The 2,692-nt window shown below is 34.0% G+C and carries 3 protein-coding genes and 1 pseudogene; all 4 read left to right on the forward strand.

What is annotated here, in order from left to right; genetic code table 11:
- Positions 1 to 585, forward strand: a pseudogene (locus HMPREF0083_RS28740) (hypothetical protein); the annotation flags it as partial.
- A 1-nt stretch (position 586) separates the two neighbouring features.
- Complete coding sequence (locus HMPREF0083_RS12055) at positions 587 to 1,075, forward strand: hypothetical protein (RefSeq protein ID WP_021621659.1); 489 nt, start codon at positions 587 to 589, stop codon at positions 1,073 to 1,075.
- Positions 1,076 to 1,535: 460 nt separating this feature from the next.
- Positions 1,536 to 1,805 (forward strand): hypothetical protein, encoded by a 270-nt coding sequence (locus HMPREF0083_RS12060; protein ID WP_021621661.1) that lies wholly within the window; start codon positions 1,536 to 1,538, stop codon positions 1,803 to 1,805.
- A gap of 2 nt (positions 1,806 to 1,807) precedes the next feature.
- Positions 1,808 to 2,230, forward strand: a complete 423-nt coding sequence (locus tag HMPREF0083_RS12065; RefSeq protein ID WP_021621662.1) for a hypothetical protein — start codon at positions 1,808 to 1,810, stop codon at positions 2,228 to 2,230.
- Positions 2,231 to 2,692 lie beyond the last annotated feature (462 nt).

Genomic DNA, 2,692 nt, shown 5'->3' on the forward strand with positions numbered 1-2,692 from the left:
GGAAAAGTACTGAAGGTGACTCCTAAATCACAGGGGACACCGAAGCCTAAGGAAACGCAACAACCTACTCAGGGGACGCCAAAAACTTCGAATGTTGGCAGTGTAGTTAAGGACGGAAACAAAACGAAATATACGAACCCGGCTGGTAATGAGTTAACTTGGGTTGATCAACATCCTAAAAATATTAATCGTGATATTGACAATAAAATTAAAAGTAAAAATGTCGGTGATGCAACAGAAGCGAAAGTAGCTGAATATTTAAAAGATGTCAAAGAGATAAAAGGATTTGGACAAAGAATTGAAAAGAAAAACGGTCAACCTGCAGGTGATTTAGATGTTGTTACTAAGGATGAAATAATTGAAGTAAAAGCATCAATTAAAGCAGTAAAGGAAAAACAATTTAACAAGTTGATAGATGAGAATGATCCAGACTTTTTTAATCCAGATAAGAAGAAACCAGTTCTTTATATTGATAAACCACTAACAAATATACATCCTAACGATCAAAAAATGCTTGATAGGCTCAAATCAAAAGGTGTGACGATTGTTAATTCTTTAGAAGAGCTAAAGGAGGTATTAAAATAACATGGGAACCTCAGCATTTATTTTGATGAAAAAAGAAGAGTATTCCTCGGAAAAATTATTAGCGGATAGCATTGTAGTGGCATTTCGTGCAAATGTTATGCTTTATTTTGATAATAGTAAAAGATTTACAGAGGATGGATCGTTTACATATACTACATTAACTATTAGGAACAAGCCTTCTAATGGGGAAAATAAGCATGACTTTATTTTGTATATTGATAGTCCAGATAATCCAGATATTGAATTTTATTACTATGAGGATCTTCGGATTGATCCTGATGAAAGTTTATGTAAAGTAGGTTGCATAGAAAATGTTTCTAATGCGGAGGAATTAATATTTCGTTTTATTTATGAATACCTTAAACTAAATCCTGATAATTATTTTTGGACTGCAGATTATGATTGGGTTTATAGTTGGGAGGATATGCAAAAATTAAAATCTTTACCCTATGATCCTGATTGGTGTTATAAAAATCCTAAACTAATCTGATTAATCGAATTAAAGATTTAGGGTTTACAAACCCAACAACAAGAGCGTACAATACAACAAACCAAACACTTGATAAACTTGCAAAGGCTTATTCCACTTGAACAATGAGTAGGAATGAGCCTTTTTTGCGTGCTAAATTAAAGGGAGTAAGGCCATGGAAAAGCATGTAAAGGTGGGGGCTATCCAGTGCCGAATGAATTGCTTTCTCCACTACTAACAAGCTGAAGAAAATGAGAGATTGAGAAAAAACGAGAATAAGGGAATCTAACTCAACAATTGAGGGGTTAAACCGGTTCTTAATGTTACGGGTGGTGGTAGAGGATTACCTAGAGATGGCGGTGTTAAGAGGACGCCTAAACTTAATAGGGGTACTATAGAGACATTAACAAGAGATCAGGCTAGACAAGCGGCACAAAATTTATTAAAAGGTGGAGAAATTAGTCTGTCTGATTTAAAATCGATGATTCCTTCAAATGTGTCAAACACATTTAAACCGACAAGCACAATTGTAGCTGGAGCAAAATATGAGTTTACACTTGCAGACGGACAAAAGGCAATAAGTCGGTGGCATTCACCAGATTCAGTAGCTGCAAGTAAGTATCCTGGATCAGTATCAGGTACGCGTTGGACTGCACAAATAAAAATAGGTAATAAACAATTAAAAACAGATGGAACTTGGACAAAAAATCAATCCTTAAATGAAGTCCATATTCCAATAAAGGGGAAATAACTATGAACCTAGAGGAATTTGAGAAGTTACCCGATGTATTACCAGTAGAAACATTAGCATTGATGTTTCAGGATGTATTGAATGATTTCGTACTAAAAAAAATAGACAAAAAGAATTTCTTGCTAATTCTTAGTCAATTAATGGATAGACAAGTTATGACTTACGAGTTATTAGAAAGCGAGGTAAGAAACAATGTAGACATGGTTCTTTGTAGATTATGGAATACTGATTCTTATGAAGATGTAGATATAATTCTTTCAATTGTTGTAAACCTTGGACTAAAGAATTGTTTTCAAAAAATTAAAGAGTCAATAAATCAAGACAAAGATATAGATGAGTTAATATTAAAAGAAATATTAGAAACGATTGATGATGTTGGAGATAATATATTAAATCCATATTATGATTTAGAAAAGTTCAAATAATATACTCTAGAGAGTTTTGGAAATATTTAATGATGAGGAATTTCATGAAGCAACAACTGCTCTCGATTATAGATAACTGATCTTTAAGTCGTATTTTATAATAACTAGACCTTGATTGGCTTGGTGTCTTTCAAGGTTTCTTTTTTTGGTGGGGCTACCCAGTGACGAATGACCCCATTATTCAACCAATAACACATATAACCTACGAGAAATAAACAGGGTTTACAACTGACAAATCAAATAATGGAAAAAGTAACAAGCGTTTAACAAACTTTTACAGGCTTATTCAACTTATCATTTGAGAAGGAGTAAGTTTTTTGGTGTGCTTAAAAATCCCTAGGAAAATAAAGACAGCGGATTGAATATCTAGACGAAGGAAGCGCTGTACATGTTATGTGGCACCAGTAGTACTATTTGGTTAGGCCGCCGCTGCTCTTGCTGCAAGTGTACCTCTCGCCGGTG

The sequence above is a fragment of the Aneurinibacillus aneurinilyticus ATCC 12856 genome (genome assembly GCF_000466385.1).
GTDB classification, from domain to species: Bacteria; Bacillota; Bacilli; order Aneurinibacillales; family Aneurinibacillaceae; genus Aneurinibacillus; species Aneurinibacillus aneurinilyticus.

Excerpts from the sequence above, each read along its gene's own strand:
- HMPREF0083_RS12055 (WP_021621659.1), top strand. The coding sequence starts at position 587 with ATGGGAACCTCAGCATTTATTTTGATGAAAAAAGAAGAGTATTCCTCG.
- HMPREF0083_RS12060 (WP_021621661.1), top strand. The coding sequence starts at position 1,536 with ATGATTCCTTCAAATGTGTCAAACACATTTAAACCGACAAGCACAATT.
- HMPREF0083_RS12065 (WP_021621662.1), top strand. The coding sequence starts at position 1,808 with ATGAACCTAGAGGAATTTGAGAAGTTACCCGATGTATTACCAGTAGAA.